At 66.3% G+C, this 555-nt stretch carries 1 protein-coding gene; it reads left to right on the forward strand.

What is annotated here, in order from left to right; all coding sequences use genetic code 11:
* On the forward strand, positions 1-555 hold a 555-nt coding region (locus E1267_RS45245), incomplete at both ends, for a hypothetical protein (protein ID WP_220449974.1).

The following is a 555-nucleotide window of genomic DNA, read 5'->3' on the forward strand; positions in this document are numbered from 1 at the left end:
CACAGGAATTCACCAAGGACGCGGCCGACCGGGTCTTCGAGCTGACGCAGGGCCAGCCATGGCTGGTCAACGCCCTCGCCTTCGACATCATTCTCCAGATGGGTACGACTGGCGCCATCACCGCCGGACAGGTGGACGAGGCCAAGGAGCGGCTGATCCGCCAACGTGCCACCCACCTGGACGCCCTGGTGGCCCGGCTGCACGAACCACGGGTCAAGCGGGTGATGGAGCCCGTGGTGGCAGGGGTCCTGCCCGACATCGACTTCACCTTCTCCGACGATCTGTCCTACGTCCGCGATCTGGGCCTGATCAAGGAGGATCCTCCGCTGGAGGTGGCGAACCCCATCTACCGGGAGGTCATCCTGCGGGTGCTGGGAGCCCCGTCGGAGCAGTACGTGATGGCGAATCCGCGCAGCTTCGTGCAGCCGGACGGCCGGTTCGACCTGCCGCGCCTGCTGCAGGAGTTCGTCGTGTTCTGGCGCGAGCACGGCGAGGTCCTCATCCAGCAGGAGGGCTACCACGAAGCCGCCTGCCAGATCATCCTCATGGCCTTCC

The sequence above is a fragment of the Nonomuraea longispora genome (genome assembly GCF_004348345.1).
In the GTDB taxonomy this organism is placed as follows: Bacteria; Actinomycetota; Actinomycetes; order Streptosporangiales; family Streptosporangiaceae; genus Nonomuraea; species Nonomuraea longispora.